At 64.9% G+C, this 23,568-nt stretch carries 18 protein-coding genes; 3 read left to right on the top strand and 15 right to left on the bottom strand.

Annotation, left to right across the window (positions count from 1 at the left end; all coding sequences use genetic code 11):
* Positions 1-4: 4 nt before the first annotated feature.
* Both L6D77_RS06585 and L6D77_RS06580 read left to right on the top strand, forming a co-directional pair.
* Positions 5-1,066: an HlyD family secretion protein gene (locus L6D77_RS06585; protein ID WP_232882163.1), complete on the top strand. Its 1,062-nt coding sequence runs from the start codon at positions 5-7 to the stop codon at positions 1,064-1,066.
* A 146-nt stretch (positions 1,067-1,212) separates the two neighbouring features.
* Positions 1,213-2,610 carry an efflux transporter outer membrane subunit gene (locus L6D77_RS06580; RefSeq protein WP_232882287.1) on the top strand — a complete coding sequence of 466 codons (1,398 nt, stop codon included), beginning with the start codon at positions 1,213-1,215 and terminating at the stop codon, positions 2,608-2,610.
* Positions 2,611-2,627: 17 nt separating this feature from the next.
* Here the strand turns inward: L6D77_RS06580 and L6D77_RS06575 are convergent, their stop codons facing one another.
* From L6D77_RS06575 to yaaA, 15 genes are all read right to left on the bottom strand, one after another.
* Entirely contained in the window at positions 2,628-3,452 is an 825-nt protein-coding gene (locus L6D77_RS06575; protein ID WP_232882164.1) for an SDR family oxidoreductase, read from the bottom strand.
* 151 nt (positions 3,453-3,603) lie between these two features.
* A complete protein-coding gene (locus L6D77_RS06570) occupies positions 3,604-4,068 on the bottom strand; it encodes a multidrug transporter (RefSeq protein ID WP_232882165.1) in 465 nt (154 codons plus the stop codon).
* A gap of 154 nt (positions 4,069-4,222) precedes the next feature.
* Positions 4,223-5,677, bottom strand: coding sequence for a mannose-1-phosphate guanylyltransferase/mannose-6-phosphate isomerase (locus L6D77_RS06565; protein WP_232882166.1), 1,455 nt, complete (start codon positions 5,675-5,677; stop codon positions 4,223-4,225).
* Positions 5,678-5,712: 35 nt separating this feature from the next.
* The gene (locus tag L6D77_RS06560) at positions 5,713-6,360 is read right to left on the bottom strand and encodes an alginate O-acetyltransferase AlgF (protein ID WP_232882167.1); all 648 of its coding nucleotides are present in this window, start codon (positions 6,358-6,360) and stop codon (positions 5,713-5,715) included.
* A gap of 17 nt (positions 6,361-6,377) precedes the next feature.
* Complete coding sequence (locus L6D77_RS06555; protein ID WP_232882168.1) at positions 6,378-7,538, bottom strand: alginate O-acetyltransferase; 1,161 nt, start codon at positions 7,536-7,538, stop codon at positions 6,378-6,380.
* A 10-nt stretch (positions 7,539-7,548) separates the two neighbouring features.
* Positions 7,549-9,006: an MBOAT family O-acyltransferase gene (locus L6D77_RS06550; protein WP_232882169.1), complete on the bottom strand. Its 1,458-nt coding sequence runs from the start codon at positions 9,004-9,006 to the stop codon at positions 7,549-7,551.
* Positions 9,007-9,220: 214 nt separating this feature from the next.
* Positions 9,221-10,327 carry a mannuronate-specific alginate lyase gene (locus L6D77_RS06545; protein WP_232882170.1) on the bottom strand — a complete coding sequence of 369 codons (1,107 nt, stop codon included), beginning with the start codon at positions 10,325-10,327 and terminating at the stop codon, positions 9,221-9,223.
* A 7-nt stretch (positions 10,328-10,334) separates the two neighbouring features.
* The gene (locus L6D77_RS06540; protein WP_232882171.1) at positions 10,335-11,780 is read right to left on the bottom strand and encodes an alginate O-acetyltransferase; all 1,446 of its coding nucleotides are present in this window, start codon (positions 11,778-11,780) and stop codon (positions 10,335-10,337) included.
* Positions 11,781-11,794: 14 nt separating this feature from the next.
* Entirely contained in the window at positions 11,795-13,351 is a 1,557-nt protein-coding gene (gene algG / locus L6D77_RS06535) for a mannuronan 5-epimerase AlgG (protein ID WP_232882172.1), read from the bottom strand.
* 19 nt (positions 13,352-13,370) lie between these two features.
* Positions 13,371-14,849, bottom strand: a complete 1,479-nt coding sequence (locus L6D77_RS06530) for an alginate export family protein (RefSeq protein ID WP_232882173.1) — start codon at positions 14,847-14,849, stop codon at positions 13,371-13,373.
* Entirely contained in the window at positions 14,846-16,378 is a 1,533-nt protein-coding gene (algK, locus tag L6D77_RS06525; RefSeq protein ID WP_232882174.1) for an alginate biosynthesis TPR repeat lipoprotein AlgK, read from the bottom strand. The genes L6D77_RS06530 and algK overlap by 4 nt, the downstream gene beginning before the upstream one ends.
* A 12-nt stretch (positions 16,379-16,390) precedes the next feature.
* A complete protein-coding gene (locus tag L6D77_RS06520; protein WP_232882175.1) occupies positions 16,391-17,557 on the bottom strand; it encodes an alginate biosynthesis protein Alg44 in 1,167 nt (388 codons plus the stop codon).
* 36 nt (positions 17,558-17,593) lie between these two features.
* Entirely contained in the window at positions 17,594-19,075 is a 1,482-nt protein-coding gene (locus L6D77_RS06515) for a glycosyltransferase family 2 protein (RefSeq protein WP_232882176.1), read from the bottom strand.
* A 72-nt stretch (positions 19,076-19,147) separates the two neighbouring features.
* On the bottom strand, positions 19,148-20,464 hold the full coding sequence (locus L6D77_RS06510; RefSeq protein ID WP_232882177.1) for a nucleotide sugar dehydrogenase: 1,317 nt from the start codon (positions 20,462-20,464) through the stop codon (positions 19,148-19,150).
* Between the two features lie 922 nt (positions 20,465-21,386).
* On the bottom strand, positions 21,387-22,166 hold the full coding sequence (yaaA, locus tag L6D77_RS06505; protein WP_232882178.1) for a peroxide stress protein YaaA: 780 nt from the start codon (positions 22,164-22,166) through the stop codon (positions 21,387-21,389).
* 149 nt (positions 22,167-22,315) lie between these two features.
* On the opposite strand from yaaA, the gene L6D77_RS06500 reads away from it, so the two are divergent.
* Positions 22,316-23,434 carry a polysaccharide deacetylase family protein gene (locus L6D77_RS06500; protein ID WP_232882288.1) on the top strand — a complete coding sequence of 373 codons (1,119 nt, stop codon included), beginning with the start codon at positions 22,316-22,318 and terminating at the stop codon, positions 23,432-23,434.
* The last annotated feature ends 134 nt before the right edge of the window (positions 23,435-23,568 follow it).

Genomic DNA, 23,568 nt, shown 5'->3' with positions numbered 1-23,568 from the left:
GCAAATGACCAACAACCGTAAAACGCTTTTCATCGGTTCGGCACTCGCCGTCGCCGTGCTGGCCGCTATCGTCGGGCCCTGGATGCTCGGCAGCGAGCATCGCCAGAGCACCAACGATGCCTACATCACCGCCGACTACACCGTGGTCGCGCCCAAGGTGGCGGGCTTCATCAAGGAGGTGCTGGTGGAAGACAACCAGCAGGTCACGGCCGGCCAGTTGCTGGCGACCATCGACCCGCGTGACTACCAGGCCGCCCTCGATGCGGCCCAGGCCCAACTGCTGGTGGCCAAGGCCCAGAGCCTGGATGCCCGCGCCACCCTGGAGCGCCAGGCGGCCCTGATTGCCCAGGCTGAAGCGGCGGTAAAAGCGGCCCAGGCCGAGGCCGCCTTCGCCGACCACGAAGTCACCCGCTACAGCCGCCTGGCCGAGCAGGGCGCCGGCACCGTGCAGAATGCCCAGCAGGCACAAAGCCGGGTTGACCAGGCACGTGCACGGCTGGCCAATACCCAGGCGGCCCTGGTGGCCACGCGCAAGCAGGTGGACATCCTCAGCGCCCAGGTGGCCAGTGCCGATGGCCAGCTCAAACGTGCCGAAGCGGGCCTGGAGAAAGCGCAGCTGGACCTGTCCTACACCCGCATTACTGCGCCGGTGGACGGCATGGTCGGCGAGCGCGCCCTGCGCGTGGGTGCCTACGTGAATCCAGGGGCGCGGCTGCTGTCGGTGGTACCGCTGGAGCGCGCCTATATCGTCGGCAACTTCCAGGAAACCCAGCTGACCCACGTGCAGCCGGGCCAGCCGGTGAGCATCAGCGTCGATACCTTCTCCGGTGAAAAGCTGCACGGCCATGTCGAAAGCATTGCCCCGGCCACCGGGGTGACCTTCGCTGCGGTAAAACCCGACAACGCCACCGGCAACTTCACCAAGGTGGTGCAGCGCATCCCGGTGAAGATCGTCTTCGATGACGGTCAGCCGTTGCTGGCACGCCTGCGGGTGGGCATGTCGGTGGAAGCGACCATCGATACACAGGGCGACAAGCTGGGCGGCAAAGAGGTGACTGCGCGATGAACGATGCGCTTGAAAGCTTCGAGATTGCCGGGGCCGCTGCGCGCCCCTTTCGCGACACAAGGCCGCTCCTACAGGGGATCGCGGTCGCTGGTAGGAGCGGCCTTGTGCCGCGAAAGGGGCGCGCAGCGGCCCCCGTCCTGCTGGCCATGCTCCTCGCCGGCTGTACCCTCGGGCCCGACTTCCAGCGCCCTGCCAGCGAAGCGCCAAAAGACTGGGCCGCGCTGCAAGCCCAGGCCGCCACCAGCCAGCCGGTGGCCGAACCGTTGGAACTGCGCTGGTGGGACAGCTTCCACGACCCGCGCCTGAGCGCCCTGATCCAGAAGGTCGCCGAGCGCAACCTCGACCTGCAGATGGCCAGCGCGCGTTTGCTGCAAAGCCGCGCCCTGCGCAGCACCGTGGCGGCGGACGAAGCACCGTCGGTGGATGTGAATGCCGGCTACAGCCGTGCGCGCAACAGCGCCGAAGGTTTGAGCGATCCGTCGGGCAAGGCGGGCAAGTCGGCTTTCAACCTGTGGCAGGGCGACCTGGTCGCCGGTTGGGAGCTTGACCTGTGGGGCCGTGTGCGGCGCCAGGTCGAGGCGGCCGACGCCACGGTCGAAGTGGCCGAGAACGACCGCCGTGGCGTGCTGCTGGCGCTGCTCTCGGAAACCGCCGGCAACTACATCCAGCTGCGTGCCGTACAGCACACCCTGGACGTGACCCAGGACAACCTCAAGGTTGCCCGCCACAGCCTGAAACTGTCCGAGGACCGCCAGGCCCAAGGTGTCGCCACCCGGCTCGACGTGGCCCAGGCCAGCGCCCAGGTGGCGTCGATCGAAGCCCGCCTGCCGACCCTGGAGGCCCGCCGCGACGACCTGATCAACGCCCTCAGCCTGCTTGCCGCCGAACCACCGCGCAGCCTGCAAAGCGAGCTGTTGCAAGGTGGCGAGCTGCCCGAACCACAGCAACGCTTTGCCATCGGCGTGCCGTCGGAGCTGGCCGAGCGCCGCCCGGACATCCGCCAGGCCGAAGCACGACTGCATGCGGCCACCGCCAGCATTGGCGTGGCCAAGGCCGACTTCTACCCGAGCATTCGCCTGTCGGGCAGTGTCGGCTTCCAGGCCATGCAGTTGTCCGATTTCGGTGCCTGGGATTCACGACGCTTCGCCTTCGGGCCGCAACTGTCGCTGCCGATTTTCGAGGGTGGGCGGCTCAAGGGCACGCTGGAACTGCGCGAAGCCCAGCAGCAGGAAGCGGCGCTTAACTACCGCAAGGTGGTGCTTGGCGCCTGGCATGAGATCGACGACGTGCTGCGCCTGTACAACGCCAGCCAGCTGCGCCGCGACCACCTGGCCGAGGCGGTGCGGCAGAACCGCATCGCTTTGGAGACTGCGCAGCGCCAGTATGTGGAAGGGGCGGTGGACTTTCTCAATGTGCTGACCGTGCAGGGTGCGCTGCTGGCCAGCGAGGAGCAGTGGATCGACAGCTCGGCGGCGGTGTCCCAGGCGTTGGTGGGGTTGTACAAGGCCCTGGGTGGGGGCTGGCAGGCGTTTGACAAGGTTTGAACTGTGTAGGCGTCAGCTCAGAGCGGCCGCAGCAACCCGAACCGCTTGCGCAACACCCAATCCAGCAGCCGCTGCGGCAACACCCGCGCCATCAACGGCAACGCCGTGCTGCCATTGCCGATACGCACCAGCGCCGGCACTGGCGACTTGCGCGTGGCGGCCAGCAACCGCTGGGCAAACACCGCCGCCGAAGTCGGCCGGTCCTGCGAAGCCCGCGCCCGGGCCTGCACCTGTTCGCGCAATGGCCACCACGGCGAATCGCTCGCCAGCACCTGTTCGGCCTGTTGCTGGGCGTTGCTGGCGAACTGCGAGGCAATCGCCCCCGGCTGCACTTCCATCACCCGGATACCGAACGGCGCCAGCTCCAGGCGCAGGGCGTCGGTCAGCCCGTGCACGGCGGCCTTCGAGGCGCAGTAGGCGCCGGCGAACGGGGTGACCAGCACGCCCGAGACACTGCCGATATTCACCACCAGCCCACGCGAGCGCCGCAGCAGCGGGAACAGCGCGCGGGTCACGCCCACCAGGGCGAATACATTGGTTTCGAACTGTTGGCGCATGGCCTCGACGCCGCCGTCGAGCAGTGGGCCCATGGCGCCGTAGCCGGCGTTGTTGATGAGGATGTCGAGGCCGCCGTGGCGGTCTTCGAGTTCGTCGGCCAGGCGGGTCAATGCCTCGCTGTCATTCACATCCAGTTGCCGTGCGGCAAAGCCGGCGGCGAGCAGGGTGTCGACATCGTCGAGCTTGCGGGCGGTGGCCCAGACTTCGTGGCCGGCATCGCGGAAGGCGTCGGCCAGGGCGCGGCCGATGCCGCTGGAACAACCGGTGATGAGGACGGTGGGCATGGGGCGGGCCTGTTAGCTGAAGGGTTTGATGTTATCTGCACCGGCCTCTTCGCGGGCAAGCCCGCTCCCCCAGGTACCGCGCTGATTTTGCGGAGCGCGCAGATCCTGTGGGAGCGGGCTGCCCGCGAAGAGGCCGGTGCAGGAAGCAGAATCAATTGGCGAATGTACCTTGCAGATGCTCGGCACGAAACTCCAGGGTCTGTGGCCGATACCCCGAGCGCAGCGGCGGCAACGGCAGGCAATCGCTCCACTCGGCACCGGGCTGCAATTCGCCCGGGCCACGATAGCGCGGGGCGGCATAGGTGTTCTCAGCCAGGTTCACGGTATCGCCCGGCGCATAGGCACCGACGCGCCAGCGCAGTTCTGACAAGGGGACTTCGTTGCCGTTCTTCATGCGCACCTGCAGGGCGCGGTCGGCCGGGCATTGATCGGGGGCGTAGCTCAGGCGCAGGTCCAGGCGCGCCAGTTGCGACGCTTCGCGGCTGTCCTGCCAGGCGACGCCCAGCGCCACCAGCCCCAGGCCGCACACGGCCGCCAGGGAGATCGGCAACGCCTTGGCCGGGTAGCGCAGCAGCAGGACCAGCCAGGTGAGGACGAGCAGGGCGCCGATGATCATGGTGTCCAGATTCCGTTCGAGGGTTCCAACATCTTGGAGCTGCAAGCTTCAAGCTGCAAGCCACAAGAAAAAAGCGAAACGGTGGTGAGTCAGAATGCTCGACTCATCACCGTTTCGCTTCTTCTTGCCGCTTATTGCTTGAAGCTCGCAGTTGTTACTGCGCGATGGTCTTCACCGAAACCCCGCGTTCGACCGGCGTGGAAGTACGCCCATACACATCCTCGAAGCGCTCGATATCATCCTCGCCCAGGTAGCTCCCGGACTGCACTTCGATGATCTCCAGCGGGATCTTGCCCGGGTTGCGCAGGCGGTGCACCGAGGCGATCGGGATGTAGGTGGACTGGTTCTCGGTCAGCAGGAACACGTTCTCGTCACAGGTCACCTCGGCGGTGCCGGACACCACGATCCAGTGCTCGGCACGGTGGTGGTGCATCTGCAGCGACAGGGCGGCGCCCGGCTTGACGGTGATGTGCTTGACCTGGAAGCGCCCGCCCATGTCCACCGAGTCGTACGAGCCCCACGGGCGGTACACCTCGAGGTGGTTCTGGGTCTCGGTCCGGCCTTGCGCGTCGAGGGTGTTGACCAGCTGCTTGACGCCTTGGACCTTGTCCTTGTGGGCAATCATCATGGCGTCCTTGGTTTCCACCACCACGATGTTCTCAAGGCCGATCACCGACACCAGCTTGCCGTTGCCGTGGATCATGCAGTTATGGCTGTCCTGCACCACCACATCGCCCTTGGTGACGTTGCCGTTGTCGTCTTTCTCGTGCACATCCCACAGCGACGACCAGCAGCCCACGTCGCTCCAGCCGGCCGACAGTGGCACCACGCAGGCGCGCTGGGTCTTCTCCATCACCGCGTAGTCGATGGAGTTGTCCGGGCAGCAGGCGAAGGTGGCTTCGTCGATGCTCAGCACATCGGCCTCTTCGTCGCTGCGTTCCAGGGCCAGCAGGCAGGTGTCGTAGATGTCCGGGTCGTGTTTCTTCAGCTCTTCGAGGAAGCGGCTGGCGCGGAACAGGAACATGCCGCTGTTCCAGAAGTAGCCACCGGCACGGACGAATTCGCCGGCGCGTTTCTCGTCGGGCTTCTCGACGAACTGCGCCACCCGCGCCACGCCTTCGGGCAGCAGCGCGTCCTGGCTGGAGCGGATGTAGCCGTAGCCGGTCTCGGGCTTGGTCGCCGGCACGCCGAACAGCACCATCTCGCCGCGCTCGGCGGCCACGGTGGCCAGGGCCAGGGCGCGTTGCAGGGCCTTCTGGTCCTCGATCACGTGGTCGGCCGGCAGCACCAGCATCAACTCGTCACGGCCTTCGTTGACCAGCTTCATGGCGGTCATCGCCACCGCGGGGGCGGTGTTGCGGCCGAAGGGCTCCATGAGGATGGCCTGGGTTTCCAGTTTCAGTGCAGCCAGCTGCTCCTGGACGATGAACTTGTGGTCCTTGTTGCAGACCACGATGGGGCTGTCCATGCCGTCGAACACCAGGCGCTGGATGGTCTGCTGGAACAGCGTGTGCTCGCCGGTCAGGGCCAGGAACTGCTTGGGGAACTGCTTGCGCGACAGAGGCCACAGACGCGAACCGCTACCACCAGAAAGAATTACCGGGATCATGTTGTTTCTCCAATAAGGTCGTTAAGAGGCAGGGATCAGTTGGTGGACACTGGGCGGGTGACCCAGACCGGCGACAGGCTGCTGCCGGAGCCGGTGACGTACAGCACGGCGGCTTCGCCGCGCTCCAGGGCGACGGGTTTGACATCGCCGACTTTCTTGTCGCCTGCATACAGCGCGAGGTTGACCTTGACCGGGTTGATCTCGCGCTCGCCACGGCCCTTGGCGGCCACCGGCTTGACCACTTCGGTCTTGCCGTCGGCGGTTTTCAGGGTCAGTTGCTGGTCGCTGAGGTTTTGCACGCGCACCAGGGCTTTCTGCTTGTTCTTGAACGGTGGTTCTTCGATCAGCTGTGGGTTGCCGCCTGCGTTATTGACCAGGGTGTAGTACTTGTCCGAGGCCAGTTTCACCGGGACGCTCTTGCCGCCGACCTGGGCGGTGTAGTCGCCGCCGGGCAGGAAGCTGAAGTCGCTGCTGGCCTGGGCGCCGACCTGCTTGATCTGGGTGTTGCCCACGCTCGCGGCGGTGGGGCTGCTTGCGGCGTTGTACAGGCGCACGAAGGTCGAGCCCTTGGGCGCGCTCGGGCCGTAGAGGGCGGCGTCGGCGCCGGCGAAGGCGTGCATCGAAGCCAGGGTCAGGCCGGCTGCGAGGGTGAGGGCTTTGGCAATTTTGGTTTTGCTAGTCATGTGCGTGTTCCTCTCTTTCAGTGGTCCGTCCGGTTGGACGACAAGGCCAGGTTTTCTTCGGATTTGCGGGAGTTCTTCAGCTGCGCGATCCACTGTGGGTCGAAGCTGCTGAGGTCGTTCTTCATTGGCAGATAGCGTTCGGGGAATTCCCACACCACCACCTGTGGCGGGGCGTTCTTGAAGGCGTCGCTTTGCAGGTACTTGAGCATCGGCAGCAGCGGGCCGTGGCCGTCTTCGGCGTAGTTGGCGACGTCGCTGCGCAGGGCCTGCTGCAGCGCGCCGAGGAAGTTCCAGTGCGGGTTGGCGCTGTAGCTGGTGCCCACCAGCGCCACCGGGATGCGGCTGTCGTCGAACAGCGCGTCGTCGCCGCTTTCACCTTCGGCCTGCACCGGGTGGGTCTTGCGTTGCTGCAGGGTGTCCGGGGTGGGCAGCAGGTTGCTGAACAGCGGGTCCAGCGGCAGGAAGTTGGTCAGATCGCCCTTGTACGGCGCGCTGGCGCCGGCCTCGGTGATGTAGGCCTGCGGCTCGCCAGTGAGCAGGCCTTGGCGGTTGACGGCTTCGGCCAGGGACTGGGCGACCACCTCGGCGCCCATCGGCGTCCAATGGGTGTCGGTGCGCAGGAACACCTGGCCACGGGCCTTGGCTTGCTCCAGCGGCGCCAGCAGGTCGGGGGCGAACACATTGGCCTGGCGTGCCTGGGCGTGGAACTGGTTGAACAGCTCGTCGTGCAGGCTGGCCGGCGCCTGTTTGCCGAGGTACTCGGAATACAGCCGGGCCTTGGCCGGGACGATCGCCAGCACCAGTTGCACGCCCTGGCGCTGCAAGGTGTCGCGGATGCCGCGCACCAGCGCCAGGTTGTCCTGCATCTGCTGCTGCGCGGCGACGGTGGGTTTGAATTCCTCGTCGCTGAACAACCACTGGTCGCGGCCCAGCACCACGCCGGGGCGGCCTTCGTTGAACAACTTGTAGTCCAGCGCGGCCCACAGGTTGGTGCCCAGGCGCTTGATCGGGAACTGCTCGTCGTAATGGGTTTCGGCGGCCTTGGCCAGCTTGCCGTCGAGCAGGGTCATCTGCCCGGTGCGGGTGAAGCTGTCCAGCCCGCCGACCGACCAGGCGCCCAGCCCGACCAGCAGGCCCATGAATGACAGGGAATAAGTGATGCGAAGTGTCCGGTTCATGTGTCGGGCCTCAGAACTGGAAGTACAGGAACGGTGAGTAGCTCTGCGCCGAGAGCTTGAGCACCGAGGCGATGAACAGCAGCAGCACCAGGGCGCGGGTCATGATCCGCGTCCAGTCCAGGCCCACCGAACCGTCGGCGTTGATCTGCACCGGGGTGGTGATGGGGGTGGGCTTGGCATTGCGGTAGAAGTCGCGCAGGCCGAAGAACGCCAGGCTCAGGTAGGCCACGATCAGGGTTGCCACCTGCAGGCCGGTGAGTTGGGCGCTGTTGAGTTCCGACAGTTGCCAGTCGCCGAAGCTGAACATGGCGCCGTACATGCGGGCGGCCACATGCAGGTTCTCGGCGCGGAAGATCACCCAGCCGACCACCACCAGCAGGAAGGTGAAGGCCCATTTCACCGGGTTGAAGCGCTGCGGGTTGGTGTCCAGCCCCAGTGCGCGTTCGATGGCCAGCCACAGGCCGTGCCAGGCGCCCCAGATGATGTAGGTGAAGTTGGCGCCGTGCCACAGCCCGCCCAGCAGCATGGTCAGGAACAGGTTGCGGTAGGTGTTGAAGGTGCCTTTGCGGTTGCCGCCCAGGGTGATGTACAGGTAGTCGCGCAGCCAGGTGGACAGGCTGATGTGCCAACGGCGCCAGAACTCGGTGATCGACTGGCTGATGTAGGGCTGCTTGAAGTTCTCCATGAAACGGAAGCCCATCATCAGGCCCAGGCCGATGGCCATGTCGCTGTAGCCGCTGAAGTCGAAGTACAGCTGCGCGGTGTAGGCCAGGGCGCCGAGCCAGGCATCACCGGTGGTGGGGTTCTGCAGGGCGAAGCAGTGGTCGGCGACCACCGCCAGGGTGTCGGCGATGAACACCTTCTTGATGAAGCCCTGCATGAAGCGGGTGCAGCCTTCGGAGAACTTGTCCAGGGTGTGGGTGCGGTTGTTGAACTGGTCGACCAGGTCCTTGAAGCGCAGCACGGGGCCGGCGATCAGGTGCGGGAAGATCGCCACGAACGCTGCGAAGTCGATCAGGTTGCGGGTGGCCGGAGTGTCGCCGCGGTACACGTCGATGATGTAGCTGATCGACTCGAAGATGTAGAACGAGATACCGATCGGCAGCAGCACGTGGGTGAGGATGAACGGCTCCAGGCCCATCGAGGTCATGATCGCGTTGAGGCTGTCCACCCCGAAGTTGGCGTACTTGAAGTAGCCGAGGATGCACAGGTCGACTCCAACGCCCAGCAGCAGCCAGCGCTGGGCGGGCTTGGTGCGCACGCCGGCGGCGCCCACCTTCAGGCCGATCCAGTAGTTCCACAGGGTGACGCCGGCGAACAGGGCGAGGAAGTCCACCCGCCACCAGGCGTAGAAGATGTAGCTGGCAACCAGCAGCAGCAGGTTGCGATAGCGGTTCCCGCTCACGTAGTACAAGCCGAGGAAGACCGGCAGGAACAGGAACAGGAACACGTTGGACGAGAAGACCATCCCGGTTCTCCTAGTTATGCACAGCACCTGGGGCACAGCGCCCCCCAAACCCCCCACACGCATGTGGAAGGTCACCTAGTTATCGACGGCCATGCGATCCCTGTGGGAGCGGGCTTGCCCGCTAAGGCGTCAGCCGCAGCAGCAGCGTTGCCAGATCGATCACATTCGCGGGCAAGCCCGCTCCCACAGGGTTCTCGGGTCATCGGGTCTTGCGTTACTTCTTTTTCTGTTCCGCACTCGGGTCGTAGACCCGCGTTACATCCCCCCCCAGCCTGAAGCTGTTGAACGGCTGCATGCCGTGCTTGCGCTTGAGGGTGTCGGCGTCGCAGCGGTACAGCTGGCACCAGGGTTCGAGCCAGGCGTACTTGCTGTCGATCTTCAGGTCGCCCATGTCCTGCTTCTCGCCGTTGCGGGTCTTGAACGCGCTGGGGTCTTTCGAGCCGTTCAGCACCTTCTCGCCCAGGCGGCGCAGGGCGTTGTTGTTCTCGCCGCGCACATCCACGCCATTGGCCTGGGCGAAGCTGGCGATCATCGCCAGCGGTGGCAGGGCGTAGTTGTGGTAGGCCAGGGCACGCTGCTTGCGCTTGAGCTCGTTGGGCAAGAAGCCCTGGGCATCGACCTGGTTGGCGCCGACCCGGTATTCCTTCACCGCCCAGTCGAACAGGTCGCGGCGGTCGGTGGCCACGGCGGTGGCCATCACCGACCAGGCCGCCCAGTAGCTGTGGTTGTTGATCTTTTCCAGCGGCAGGTCGCTCCAGTCGCGCACGGTTTGCGAGGCCAGGCGGCCCAGCCATTTTTCGATGGCTTCGGCCTCGGCCTGGTGCGCGGCCAACGGCTGCGAGTTGGAGAACTTCAGGCGCAGCCACGAACCGCTCATGCTGCCCAGCGCCCATTTGCGCATGGACTTGCCGGTGTGGTTGTAGTCGGTGGACATCAGCGCGTCGGCGCGGGCCCAGGTGCCGAGCCAGTCCAAAGCGCAGTCGAGCTGGGCCGGGCGGCCGTCGCGCATGTACTGGCCGATCATCTTGCTCACGCCCTTCTCGAGGGTGGTGATGTCCTTGGTCGAGTCACGGAAGGCTTTCTCCGAGGCGACATTGAGCGTCGCCCGGGCCTTGTCGGAGCCCTCGTACTTGCTGCGAAACTGCAGCGAGCCGGTGTAGGGCCTGGGCGCCGCCTCGCAGCGGAAGTTACCGTCGCCGGTCTTGAGCTTCTCGATGCCCTCGTAGTACCCCTGGGGCGGTACCAGCGCGGCCTGCGCCGCACCGCCGAACAGGGCGAGGGCGAGCAGGGCGGGTGCAGTCTTGTGGCTGATGGATGTCATGGTCGCCTCACTGGCCAGCTTGCGCGGTGTGCTGCGCGTTGCTGGCGAAGTTGTTGCGTTTGCAGAGTTTGGCTTCGACTTTCTGCGTACCGCTTTCTGGCCCTTGTACCTCCAAAGCGAGCAGGTTCTGGCCTGCCCAGTCTTCGTCCTCGCGCATCTGGAAGACGAAGCGCCCGTCGGTGTCGGAGGTCTCGGGCTTCTCGATCTTGATGTCCTCGTGGCGGCCGTTGAGGTACCACAGGGTGGCCTGCAGCACTTTCACCGAGCTGTCCTCGAACTTGATGTCGAGCTGGTGGTTGCGGTTGACCAGGTCCTTGATCACGCCATTCTTGCCATTGACCATCAGCTCGTTCTTGCCGGGCTTGAGGGTGGCGCTGGCGCTCATCTGCGCAGGGCGGTCGTCGCAGCCGTCGTCGAGCAGGCCGAGGATCTGCCGCCAGATGGTTTCCTGGTCCAGGCGGTACAGCGGGGAGAACTCCCAGATCAGGATCTTCGGCGGGTTCTTCTGGAATTCCTCGCTGCCCAGGTACTGGATCATCGAGCCTTCCAGGCCACCGCCGGGGAAGGCGACGTTGAGCACGTCGGCGCCGATGTACTGTTCCAAAAAGCCCGAGAAGTTGTAGTTCTTGCCGCTGTGGCTGGTGCCCACCAGGGTGATCTGCGCGTTGCCCGAATCACCGAACAGGTCGTCGCCGCCGCTGGCGCCGCCCTTGGGCTCGGTGGCGAACTGGTCCATGTACTGCACCGCGTAGCTGCTGCCGCAGAGCTGGCCGGCGACGTTGTGCAGGGTGCCGGTCTTGCCCATGCGCCCGGACTTCCTGGTTTCGAATTCCTTGCGCGGGATGCCTTCGAAGGCCGGCATGTGGTGCACGGTGTCGGCCACGATCTTCGCTGCGCGCTCGGCACCGTAGGGCGTCCAGTGCTGGTCGCCACGGAAGTAGAAGTCCTTGCCCTGGTCGGCCGCGGCCAGCTGCTCGTTGGTCAGCGGCGACAGGTCGGGCACGTTGTAGCCCATCTTGCTGAAGCGGGCGAGCATGGCCTGGTAGTTGTGCAGGGCCTTCTGATAATTGAACGCGGCTTTCTCTTCGGGCTTGAGCATGTTGCGGTTCACCAGGCCACGGGTGGGCTGGTACACCACCACCAGTTCGACGCCGCGCTTCTTGAACGCGTCGTGCACCTGCTGCAGGCGCTTGTAGCCGGCTGCGGTGGTGTCGAACTCGGTGCGCAGGTCTTCACGGGTACGGAACAGCCAGTCGCCCTGGGCTTGCACCAGGGTGGTGAAGTTCTGCTGGTAGCGCGTGGTGTAGCGGCTGGCGTCATGGGCCTCGGGGCACAGCTGGCAGCAGGGTTCGGCGCTGAAGGTCGGCGCCTTGACGTCTTCGGCGCGCACGCCCTGGCTGATGGCCAGCAGGGCGGCGGACAGGCCGAGCAGTTTGATCAGGTGTGGGGTCATGGTCTGTGGCTTCCTTAATCGATCATTTCGGTCTGGCGTTCGACCGGGTCGATCAGCACGGCCTTCTGCTGGCGCACCAGCAGGTCGAGGATTTCGTCCTGGCGCTCGCCCAGCACACCGTTGAAGCTGATGCCGTTGGCCTTGCGCGGCATCAGCATCGACACCTTGTACAGCTCCACCGACAGCGGCGAGTCGATCGACAAGGGGCCGGAGCCGTTGGCCGCCAGCTCACCGCCGACCACGATCAGCGACACCTTGGTGTCGAACGGGTCGAGGGCGATGTCGCGGTCGGTGTCGGAGAGGTCCTTGATGTGCCCGTACACCCCCACCAGGCCGTTGGCCATGGCGACGTTCTCGTACAGGCGGATGTTCACGCTGTTGCGCACGCGGATGCCGTGGCGGCGGTTGTTGATCAGCTTGTTGCCCCAGATCAGGTTGTCGCCGCTTTCGTACAAGGTGATGCCGTCGGTGTGGTTGCGGTAGATCTCGTTGTAGGCGATCAGGTTGTTGACGCTGTTACGGTCGATCACCACGCCCGAGAGCTTGTTGTCGTAGCTCTTGTTGTTGATGATCCAGCTGTCGTTGACCTCGCGCGAAACGATGATCCCGTGCTTCTTCTTGGTGCCGTACACCGTGTTGCCGGCGATGATCAGCCGGTGCGAGCGGTCATGCGGGTCGATGCCGTAGACGATGTTGTCGCGGTAGGTGCTGTCCTTGACCACGAAGTCGCTGGTCTCGTAGCAGTAGAAGCCGTACCACATGTCGCTGAACTCCGAGCCCAGGATCCAGCCGGTGGGTTCCGGGCGGCCCATCTGCTTGGCCATGTTCGGCGTGTACTGCGAGATGCTCACACCGTACGACTTGGACTTGGCGTAGCCGAAGCTGGCCATCTTGCTGTTGACGATGTAGGTCTCGGTGCCGCCCCAGCTGAGCAGGAACGGGCGAAACTCATCGGGCTTGCGGAAGGTTGCCGGGCCGTTGGCCTGCTCGCGCCAGCCGGTGACCTGGGTGTCGCTGACGAACAGCTTGCCGTCGTTGACGATGAACGCGCCGCCCTCTTCGGACAGGCGCAGCTCCTTCACCTTGCCGTCGATTTCCAGCACGCCCTTGCGCCCGACCACGATTGGCAGGCGCGCCAGGTACACGCCTGGCGCGGTTTCGCGCAGGTACTGGCTGGGTACCTTCTTGCTCAGCTCCACCAGGTCGACATGCCCGTCGTCGACGAAGATCGCCTGGGGAATGCCGTGCTGGCGGCGCACCCATTCGGCGCCCTTGTTATCGCCGCCGATGAACTCCTTGAGGGTGTCCTCCTGGAGCATGCGGCGCACGCTGACCTTGCCCTTGTGCGCACGGTCGATCTTTTTCTGCACGGCGGCGGCGGTGTAGCCGGACAGGTCGGGCAGCTTGGGCGGGTCCATCAGCAGCGGCTCGATGGGCGCGCTGGCGACGGTGTAGGTCTTGGCCTGTTGCAGCCCCTTGGCCATTTCCGGCGCGGCGGCCTGGGCCAGGCCTGCGGCCAGCAGCAGGGCGCTGGCCAGCAGGCTGTGGCGAAGGTTCGGGTGCAGGTTCATGTCAAATCCTCTCCCGGCCTCAGAAGCGCCAGATCACGTCGACGAAGGCGCGGTGCATGTACGAGTCGGCCTCTTTGCCATAGGCGTCGCCCGGCTTGAACACACCGGCGCGCAGGCGCACCAGCGCCGAAGGCTCGTCGATCGACTGGCTCAGCGAGGCCGGCAGCAGGCCTTGCTTGAAGTACTTGGTGACGACCACGTCCATTTCCTGGCCGAGGTCTTTCTCGCCGTTGACCAGCGGGCGGTTCACGCCGCCGTCGTCGACCACCGCGTTGATGCCGCTGGAGCCGATGTTCTGCTTGCCGTCGACACGCCAGAACTTGTGGTAGATCAGGCTGGCGTCGTAGTCGTCGCGCAGCTGCCAGGAGGTGAACAGGGTGGCCGCCTGCAGGTTGCCCAGCTCGCCGCGGAAGGCTTCGCCGAAGCGGTGCACGCGCGAGCGGGTGCCGGTGAAGTTGGAGCGGTTGCTTTCAAGGCCGGTCTGCTCGAAGTTGTTCGAGCCGTCGCTGCCACCGCCGCCGCTGCCCCGGGCGTAGGCCGCGCCGACCTGCCAGTTGGGGTCCAGGCGCAGGCGGATGCCAAGGTCGGTGGCCCAGGCGTTGACGTCGCCGCTCTGCTTGCCGGTGGCAACCTGGTCGTTGCCCACCGCCTGGCTGCTGAGGGTGTCGCGATCGCCAGTCAGCCAGGTGACGCTGCCCCAGTAGTTGACGGTGTGGTCGTTACGCCAGTTGTAGGCGTCGCTGTTGGCTTCCAGGCCCAGCCATGTGAGGTCACCGGTGCGGGTCTTGTCGAGGGCGTCGACGGTTTCGCCGGGGTTCTTCAGGCTGCCGCTGTCGTGGGTGTGGTGGGCGCGCACGCCGACCCAGTGGCCGGGCGTCCACTGGGTGGCGACGTTGCCGAAAATATGGGTGCGGTCCTTGTCTTCCGGGGCCAGCTCGGTGAGGTCGGTGCGGTATTCGCTGAAGCGCTGGGCCACGCCCAGGTCGGCCTTGAGCAGGGTGGTGTCGAAGGTCCAGTTCAGGGCTTCGATGTTGGTGTCGCGCCACATGCCGTCGTCGCTGCGCAGGCGCTGGCGGCCCAGGCGCAGTTGCTCGCCGGGGTAGGCGGTGAGGCCGCTGTAGCCGACCCAGAACTCGCGCATGGCCAGGTAGCTTTTGTCCGGCTTGCGGCTGTTGTCGCCATCGTCGCTGGTGGTGCCGTCGTCGTTCTGGCGCAGGGTGTCGGTTTCGATGATGTCGGTGGCAGTGACCGCCTGGCCCATGGCGAAGGCGCTCCAGTTACCGCGCTCGCCGTACACCCAGGGGCGCAGGTCCAGGCCCAGGCCGTTGACGTCGCCGCCGGAGCGGGTGCCCAGGTCACGGTCGTCCTCGGACTGGCCGGTGATCTTCACGTCCAGGCCGAAGTTCTTCTGTGCGGTTTCGGCGGCCAGGGTCGGCATCGACCACAACAGGGCGAAACTCAGGCCGATGCCGGCTTTCACGAAGGGGTTGAGCGTCATAGCGAATCCTCGGCGTCTACGGCTGTTTCGTCGTCTTGCAGGGCCTCGATGGCCAGGGTGCTGTTGCCGCCCTGGAACAGGCTGCTGCGCGCCTGTTTTTCCTGCGCCAGCAGTTGCTGGGCCTGGCTGCGTTGTTCAGGCGTGAGCTGCTGGTCGAGCTGCTGCAACAGCTCGCTCGACTGTGGCGTGGGGTTGGCCTGCGACAGCTGGGCGAACACCCAGGCGTTGCCGGGCGCGGGGCGGATGCCATGGCCTTCGCTGAACAGCTGGGCGAGGGCGTAGTCGGCGCTGTTCTGCCCGCCACGGGCGGCGGCGAGCAGGTGGTCGACGGCCTTCTGCGGCTCGACGGTGCCGAGGTAGCCACGGCGGTAGAGCTGGCCGAGGTAGTAGTCGGCGCTGACTTCACCGGCGTCGGCGGCGGCCTGCAGGTGCTGCTCGGCCTTGGCGGCATCGGCGGGTACGGTCTTGCCTTCGTAGTAGAGGCGGCCCAGCAGCAGTTCGGCGCGGGGTTGTTCGGCTTCGCGGCCCTTGTCGATGTACCCCATCAACTGGTCGGTGTCGCCCAGTTCGGGGAAGTCGTAGAGCAGTTGCGCCAGGCTCACCCAGGACGCCGGGTTGGCCGGGGCCACTTGCTCGAGCAGGGCCTGGGCGGTCTTCTCGTCGGTCTGGCCCAGGCTGCGGTCGGCCAGCACGCGGGCGACGCTGTCGACCCGGGTGGCTGGCACCGCGCTGCGGGCGTAGGCGGCCTTGAGCTGCTCCAGCAGGGCGGCCTGCTGGTCGGGCTGGGCGCGCTTCTGGTAGACGGTGGCCAGTTCGACGTAGCAGATGTCGGTGGTGCTAAGCGCGGCCTTGCAGATTTTTTCCACGTCGCCCAGGTGCTGGTCGTAGCTGCCCTGGGTGCGGTACAGCAGCACCTGGGCCAGGCCCGCCTCGGGGTTGCCGGCGGCGCGCCACTGGTCGATCTGCTGCTGGGCGTTGACCTTGGGGAAGCTCTGCGGGTACTGCAGGTAGAGCATCGCCAGGGGGATCAGGGTATTGCCTTCGCCTTGCTGCGCGGCCTGCTTGAGCAGGCGCTCGGCCTCTTCGCGCTCGGCCTGGGTGCTGTCGGGCTTGGCCACCAGCAGGCGGCCAAGGCGGGCCTGGGCGCGGGGCGAGGTGGCGGCGGCGGCGCGGTAGGTGGCTTCGGCCTGCTTGAGCTTGGCCGGCTCGCGGGTGGCCACCTGGATGTCGGCCAGGCCCACTTGCGCGTCGCTGTAGCCCAAGTCGGCCAGGGCCTTGTAGTTGCGCTCGGCGGTGGCGGTGTCGCCGCGCTTGAGCGCTTCGTTGGCCAGGCGCTGGTCAGGCAGGCCGGCGCAGCCGGACAGGGTGATGGCCAGGGCCAGGCCGCATAGCCCGAGGCTGATGAAATCACTGTGGGAGCCGGCTTGCCGGCGATTGGCCAGTGCAGGCGCTACATCCGTTGGGCGAGTGCTGCGCACTCGATCGCCGGCAAGCCGGCTCCCACACATTGGGCGGTGTCCGCTGGTCATTATCCGTTCCTCTTACAGCCCGCGGGCCACGGCCTTGTCGATCAGCCAGTTGAGCGACGGGCCACGGTCGCTGTTGACCGCGGCCGGGCGGCCGGCGAGTTCGGCCGGCAGGCCGTCGTCGGGCTTGATCTGCACGCGGATGTCGGAGGCCAGGTTGTCGGTGTCCAGGCTGCTGCTGCCGACGATGCGGCCGCTGCGCATGTCGTCTTCGCCGGCGATCTGGAAGTTGACCCGGGTGCCCGGCTTCACTTCGTCGAACTGGCGGTAGCTGAAGCGCGCCTCGACCATCGGGTTGCTGGTGCGCGGGATCAACGCGAACACCGGCTGGCCTTTGCTGGCGTATTGGCCGTCATCCACCAGTTGGCGCGAGACCACGCAGTCGCAGGGGCTGGTGAGGGTGCCGGACAGCTGCTTGCCGAACAGTTCCTCGACCTTGGCCGGCTCGAGTTGCGAATCGTCCAGGTGGCCCTTGAGCAGGTCGAGCATGCTGGTGTTGAAGGTCGCCAGCGGCGCGCCCTTGGCCACTGGGGTGCCGTTCTCGACCAGGCTCTGCACGCTGCCGTCACGGGGCATGGTGACGGTGGTGGTGGGCACCGCGACCACGCCGGCCTCGGCATGGCTGACGAAGTACAGGCCGTACAGCGACTTGGCGACGAAGCCGAAGGCCACCAGGCCGACCACGAACACCCCGGCGGTGACGGTGACCGCCCGCAGGCGGCCGAACGCCGACAGGCCGGAGCCGGTGTTGTTCTGCTTGCGCGCCTTGGTGAAGTTTTCGCGCTGCAGGGTACTGAGCACGTCACCGACGCTGATCAGCTCACCGGACAAGTGGCTGGTGATGATGTGGCGCAGGGTGGCGATGTCGCGCGGTTCCAGGTTCTGGAACTCGGTACCGGTGCGGCCAGTGTCGCGGCTGCTGGTGCGCACCAGCAGCTCGACGTCCATCGACAGCCCCAGGTTGTCGACCACGAACTGCAGGCGCCCGCGCAGCACTTCGCCTTCGGCGAGCGGTTTTTTCGCGTGGAAGGACAGGCCCCCGGCGGAAAGATCGTCCACCTTCACATCGTGCGGCTCGCGGTTGCCGTCCAGGTAGCGCAGCTTGGCGGGGATGCGCACCCGGGCGTGCTGGCGCTGCGCTTCGGACTCATGCACGACATTGACGTTCACGGCGGTATTCATGGCGATTTCGTTCCTGTTATCCGATCCGGGTTGGGCTCACACGACCATGAACAGCACGGCGACGAAGAGGCTCGCGGCCGAGAAGGTCATGGTCCGCGAGGACCAGGTGTTGAACCATTGTTGAAAGCTGGCGAGGTCGCGCTTGAGGGCAGTGGGCTGGCGGGTCCAGGACTGCCTGTCGAGGCGGAAGAACACGTAGATCTTCATCACCGCGCCGACGATCTGGTTGTAATAGAGAATCAGCGGGTAGGCGGGGCCGACACTGTGGCCCGAGCACAGCAGCATGACGGTGAGGATCAGGCGGGTGATGCCGATCCACAGCAGGTACACCAGCAGGAACTGCAGGCCGAACTTGAAGCTGGCGATCACCGCCACGGTCAGGCCCAGCAGGCTGGTCCACATCGACACGCGCTGGTCGAACAACACGATGCTGGTGAACAGCCCCAGGCGCTTGAGGCCCAGGCCCAGGGCGCGGGAGTTCTGCCGCAGGTTGTTGCCGTACCAGCGGTACATCAGCTTGCGGCTGGCCTTGACGAAGCTTTTCTCCGGCGGGTGCTCGACCGTGTTGATCGCCGCGTCCGGCACGTAGAAGGTGTCGTAGCCCAGGCGCATCAGGCTGAACCAGCTCGACTTGTCGTCGCCGGTGAGGAACTTGAAGCGGCCCAGGCGCCAATGCATCAGCGAGTCGCTTTCCACATCGGCGATGAACTCGGGGTTGGTTACGACGCTGGCGCGGAACATGGACATGCGCCCGGTCATGGTCAGCACGCGTTTGCTCAGGGCCATCGAGCACATGTTGATGTGGCGCTGGGCGAAGCGCAGCTTGTGCCACTCGCTCATGATGTAGCCGCCGCGCACTTCGCAGAACTCGTTGGTGGTCAGGCCACCGACGTTGGGGTAGAGCTTGAACCACGGCACGGTCTTGCGTACCACGCCTTCAGCCAGCACGGTGTCGCCGTCGATCACCGCCACCACGGCGTTCGCGTCCGGGAGCATCCGCGAGATGGCGCGAAAACCATAGGCCAGGCCGTCGCGTTTGCCGGTGCCGGCGATGCGCACGATGTCGAGGGTGACGTGGGCGGGTGGGTTGTACTTGGCCCACAGGCTCTTGACCAGCAGCTCGTCGGACTTCTCCACCAGCGAGCAGACCACGGTGGTGGGGAAGCCGCAGTCGATGGCCTCGCGGATGACCGAGCTGTACACCTGGGCGGTGGTCAGTGCCTCGATGCGAAAGCTGGTGACCATCAGGTACACGTGCGACGGGTCGGCCGCCGTCCCCAGCTTGTGCACCTTGCGGCGCAGGTAGGGGTAGACGATGTACAGGAAGATCATGCCGCGGATGAAGTGGGTGGCGCCCATGGAGTAGCGCCAGATGCCGACTGCGCCGACCAGGAAGATGAAGTGCTTCGACTGCGAATCGAAGATGTCGCTGGGCAGGGCCAGGGCAATCAGCATGAGCAGGCTCATGTAGAGCAGCCAGCCGGCGCACTGCAACAGCACTGTCTGGAACCTTTGCATGTTCGGCATCCGTGGAGAATTCGGGGGTGGACGGGCGGCGCGCTGGGGAGGGACGCGCCGCCCGGCCGGGGGTTACCAGCAGATACCTTCGGTACGGCTGGTGGTGCAGGTTGGCTTGCTCATGAAACCGACCAGGTCGATCACTTGCTTGCCTTCCGGCGCATGCTGGGCGAGGGCGCGGAACTGCTCGTCACGGTTGCCCAGGACGATGATCTCGGCGTCGTTGACCACCTGCTCGAAGTTGGCGTTGAGCAGCGAGGAAACGTGGGGGATCTTCGACTCGATGTAGTCCTTGTTGGCACCGTGGACACGGGCGTACTCGACGTTCTGGTCGTAGATGTCGAGCTGGTAGCCCTTGCCGATCAGGCGCTCGGCCAGTTCGACCAGGGGGCTTTCGCGCAGGTCGTCGGTGCCGGCCTTGAAGCTCAGGCCGAGCAGGGCGACCTTGCGCTTGTCGTGGCTTTCGATGATGTCGAAGGCGTTCTGCACCTGGGATTCGTTGCTGCGCATCAGCGAGTCGAGCAGCGGCGCCTGCACATCCAGGCTGGACGCGCGGTAGGTGAGGGCGCGCACGTCCTTGGGCAGGCACGAGCCGCCGAAAGCGAAGCCCGGGCGCATGTAGTACTGGGACAGGTTGAGCACCTTGTCCTGGCAGACCACGTCCATCACGTCGCGGCCATCGACGCCCACCGCCTTGGCGATGTTGCCGATCTCGTTGGCGAAGGTGACCTTGGTGGCGTGCCACACGTTGCAGGTGTACTTGATCATCTCGGCCACTTCGATCGGCTTGCGGATCACCGGGGCATCGAGTTCTTCGTACAGCGCTTGCAGCACGTCGCCGCTGGCGCTGTCCAGTTCGCCGATGACGGTCATCGGTGGCTGGTCGTAGTCCTTGATCGCGGTGCTTTCACGCAGGAACTCGGGGTTGACCGCGACGCCGAAGTCGACGCCGGCCTTCTTGCCCGAGCAGTCTTCGAGGATCGGGATCACCACGTTCTTGACGGTGCCCGGCAGCACGGTGCTGCGTACCACGATGGTGTGGCGGCGGCTGGTGTCACGCAGTACGTAGCCGATTTCGCGGCATACCGACTCGATGTATTCCAGGCCCAGGTCGCCGTTTTTCTTGCTTGGGGTGCCGACGCAGATCATCGACACGTCGCTGGCGCGGATGGCTTCGGCGAAGTCGGTGGTGCCGCGCAGGCGGCCGTTGGCCACGCCTTGTTGCAGCAGTGCTTCCAGGCCCGGCTCGACGATGGGCGACTTGCCCCGGTTGATCAGGTCGATCTTGGTGCTGGACACGTCCACACCAATCACTTCATGGCCGCGTGCCGACAGGCAACCGGCACAGACTGCACCCACATAACCCAAACCAAAGATGCTGATACGCATCGTATTCACCTCGTGTGTTTATCACGCCAGCCCTTGTATGCAAGAGCCAGCCGGGTTGATTGACCAGCAGTTTTTGGGCGCACGGTGCCCTGGCGAATTGACACTTCACCGTGCGCAGGCATGAATAAATCCGGAGCGCAGAAAGTTATGCACTCACTATTGGCAAGCTAAGGCCAGTAATAATAAGGCGTGCCCTGATATGCAGCCGTCTTTATTGCAATGCACCGTTAGCGCACTGCTGTGCTTGTTTTTTCAAGTGGATAAATCCTTTGAAATCAACCACTAGGACGTATGTTAGGGGCGCTTGTCTCCTGCATGGATAATGGCTTGTGGCACTTCCTGTACCGCCGTTGAAGTTTGTTTGGCTGCGTTGGGTAGCGGCCTTTTGTCATCTGTAAGTCATCTCTCACGCTGCGGCGCTTGAAACTTGTTACGGGTGCTATGAGCCATGGGGCGCAGTAGAAGTTCCTGGCTGGGTTCAGCGCGGATGAAAGATTTCTAAATATTTTTTCAGTGGCAAATACTTTCAATTTGATAGCACGCGTTAGTTTCACCCCCGGCTGTAAAGGGCGAAAACGAAGCGAGATGGTTATATGCCAGCATTGAAAAAATTTTTGCAAAATTCGTCAAAAAACTACGAACGGTCTTATGGCGTTTTGCGATAAAGGTATGAGTGGTGGTTTTTTGGCGTCCGAAAAATGACTTTTCAAGGCGTGCCCCGTTGCAGGGCTTGGGTGTTGCGACAGGGCTACTGGTGCTATCGCCGGCAAGCCGGCTCCCACAGGTACCGCGTTACCCCAAGAGGTAGCGTGATCCTGTGGGAGCTGGCTTGCCAGCGATGAGGCCAGCATAGGCAGCACAAGACGTTTGCTCTCACACATCCAGCGTCTTTACGTCGGGCGCTGTAACGCGGTGGGGGCCATCAGCCTTCAGCGTGATCGCGCAGGAACACCAGGTGATCGGGCTTGGACTGCTCGGCGCTGTAGTAGTAGCCCTGCACATCGAAGCGCTTGAGCTGCTCGGGGTCGTTGATGCGCTGCTCGATCACGAAGCGGCTCATCATCCCGCGAGCTTTTTTGGCGTAGAAGCTGATGATCTTGTACTGGCCATTCTTCAGGTCCTTGAAGTCGACGTTGATCACCCGCGCCTTCAAGGCGCTTTTCTTCACCGCGCTGAAATACTCGTTGCTGGCCAGGTTGAGCAGCACGTCGTCGCCCTGCTCGGCCAGGGCCTGGTTCAGCCACTCGCTGATGCGTGTGCCCCAGAAGGCATACAGGTCCTTGCCGCGGGCGTTGGCCAGCTTGGTGCCCATTTCCAGGCGGTAGGGCTGCATCAGGTCCAGCGGGCGCAGCAGGCCGTAGAGGCCGGAGAGCATGCGCAGGTGGTCCTGGGCATAGCTGAAGTCGTCTTCGCCGAGGCTTTCGGCGTCGAGGCCGGTATACACGTCACCCTTGAACGCCAGCAGCGCCTGCTTGGCGTTGGCTGGGGTGAAGGCCGGGGTCCAGCTGCCGAAGCGCGCGGCATTGAGGCCGGCGAGCTTGTCGGAGAGGTGCATCAGTTCGCTGATCTGCGCCGGCGACAGTTCGCGCAGTTGCACGATCAATTCCTGGGAGTCGTCCAGGTACTGGGGCAAGGTGTGGCGTTGGGTTACCGGCGGGGTGTCGTAGTCGAGGGTCTTGGCGGGGGAAATCACCGTCAGCATCGGGTCGGCTCCTGGAGTCAATGGGCGGATTCTACGGGGCTGATGGGGCAACGCCAAACTATGGCGACGATAGCCTGGGCACATGGCCACGGAGTTTCGCCGGGCGTCGCGCTATAGTGCGCGGCATGCCTTCATGGAGACCGTTCATCGTGCGTATCGCTTTTGCCCTGCTGGCCGGGCTGTTGAGCCTGGGCGCGCAGGCCGCGCCTGCGGATTTCGTCAGTTTCGAGCGCGAGTTGTGGCCGGAAAAACTGGACAGCCCGGCGCTGTTCGATGTGGCGTCGCGTGCCGAGATTCTCTCGTTTGCCCGGGTGCTGCACGAGAGCGAGATGCTCGATGAGCAGGCGCTGGCGGCGCGCCTGGGCCTGCGCCAGGTCAACCTGCCGGTGATTCGTGCCCTGCGGGCGCGGATGTGGCAGCGGCTGTGGACCAACTACCAGCAGGCGCAGCAGAGTTGCGAGCAGGATGCATCGTTTTGCTATCCGCTGGAGTCCATGGCTGACCTGCGCACCAAGTCCGCCACGTTCGAAGCAGAAGTCGGCAAGTTCTATGTCGGTTGGATCGAACCCAGCCATCTGTTCCATACCCGCTACCTGGACGAGCAACTGCGCAAGGCGGCGCTGTTCCCGCAGACCTCCAGCGAGGTGGAAAAGCTGTCCGCGCGCGAGCGAAACGGCGATGAGCTCAACGACCGCATGTTCCTGCTGAGCTTCGTCGGCGGCCCCGGCCCTGCGGGCGGCAACACCGATGGCCTGGCCGACTATCTGCGCCGACAGAAGCTCGACGGCATCTTCTTCGTGCTGGGCAATCGGCTGCAGCAGCGCCGTGACAGTGGGCCGCTGGCCGGGCTGTATGCAGGCCAGTGCGTGGGCATCCAGGGCTGGGAGTACCGCTCCCATGCCCAGTGGCAGGGCTGGCAGGACTCGCTGCGGCGTAGCCAGGCGCGGGTTCAGGCGGACCTGCCGGAGCAGTATGTGCCGTTGTTCCGCCCGCCCTACGGGCAGCGGCGCGGGGATGGCGAGGCGTTCATGGCCAGCCAGCAGTTGCGGGTGTCGTTGTGGGATATCGATGCCCAGGATGACGGGCCGCTGACTGCCGAGGCCTCGGCGCAGCGGGTAATGACCCTGATGCTGCTGTGGCGCAAGGGGGTGATTCAGTTCCGTGACCACTTGCCCAAGGCGCAGCCGGCGCTGGAGTGGCTGTTGCAGCATACGGCGCAGAGTGGGATTGGCTGGGAGAGCTGCCGGGAATATGGCTTGAGGGAATAGCTTGGGTTTTTTGTGGGAGCGGCTTTAGCCGCGAAGCAGACGACGCGGTGGATGGCACCGGCTTAGCCGGTGTTCGCGGCTGAAGCCGCTCCCACAGGGCCCTGCAAAACCATCGGAATGGGTACTGGGCTTGC

Source organism: Pseudomonas parasichuanensis, assembly GCF_021601385.1.
GTDB classification, from domain to species: Bacteria; Pseudomonadota; Gammaproteobacteria; order Pseudomonadales; family Pseudomonadaceae; genus Aquipseudomonas; species Aquipseudomonas parasichuanensis.
Note: the sequence above shows the minus strand (reverse complement) of the source record. Positions and strands in the feature narration are given on the sequence as shown.